The sequence below is a fragment of the Rubricoccus marinus genome (genome assembly GCF_002257665.1).
Classification (GTDB): domain Bacteria; phylum Bacteroidota; class Rhodothermia; order Rhodothermales; family Rubricoccaceae; genus Rubricoccus; species Rubricoccus marinus.
In genome coordinates this window covers 1-948 of record NZ_MQWB01000009.1, presented here as the reverse complement: position 1 = coordinate 948, position 948 = coordinate 1, and the positions used below count along the sequence as shown (strand labels likewise).

Genomic DNA, 948 nt, shown 5'->3' with positions numbered 1-948 from the left:
CGTGGCGAAGGGGTTCGACGAGATCGACAACGCGCCCGAGGAGCGGGAGCGCGGCATCACGATCGCGACGGCGCACGTGGAGTACGAGACGGAGGCGCGGCACTACGCGCACGTGGACTGCCCCGGGCACGCGGACTACGTGAAGAACATGGTCACCGGCGCGGCGCAGATGGACGGGGCGATCCTCGTCGTGGCGGCGACCGACGGGCCGATGCCGCAGACGCGGGAGCACATCCTCCTCGCGCGGCAGGTCGGCGTGCCGTACATCGTGGTGTTCATGAACAAGGCGGACTTGGTCGACGACGAGGAGCTCCTCGAGCTCGTCGAGATGGAGGTCCGCGAGCTGCTGTCCTCCTACGAGTTCCCCGGCGACGACCTCCCGGTCGTGCAGGGCTCGGCGCTCGGCGGCCTCAACGGGGAGCCGCAGTGGGTGGCGCAGATCGAGGAGCTCATGCAGAGCGTCGACGACTACATCCCGACGCCGGAGCGGGCGGTGGACCAGCCGTTCCTGATGCCGGTCGAGGACGTGTTCTCGATCACCGGCCGCGGGACGGTCGTCACCGGCCGCGTCGAGCGCGGCGCGATCAAGGTCGGGGACCCGGTGGAGATCGTCGGGATCGCCGAGGAGAAGCAGACCTCGACCGTGACGGGCGTGGAGATGTTCCGGAAGCTGCTCGACTCCGCGCAGGCGGGCGACAACGCGGGGATCCTGCTCCGCGGCATCGACAAGGAGGCGGTAGAGCGCGGCATGGTGCTGACGAAGCCGGGCGCGGTGACGCCGCACAAGGAGTTCGAGTGCGAGGTGTACATCCTCTCCAAGGAGGAGGGCGGCCGGCACACGCCGTTCTTCAAGGGGTACCGCCCGCAGTTCTACTTCCGCACGACGGACGTGACCGGCGACATCGAGCTCAACGAGGGCGTCGAGATGGTGATGCCCGGCGACAACAC

At 68.9% G+C, this 948-nt stretch carries 1 protein-coding gene; it reads left to right on the top strand.

Annotated elements, in window-relative coordinates; translation table 11 throughout:
• Positions 1-948, top strand: a 948-nt coding sequence (gene tuf, locus BSZ36_RS16840) for an elongation factor Tu (protein ID WP_143536960.1), incomplete at both ends; no start/stop codon positions are given.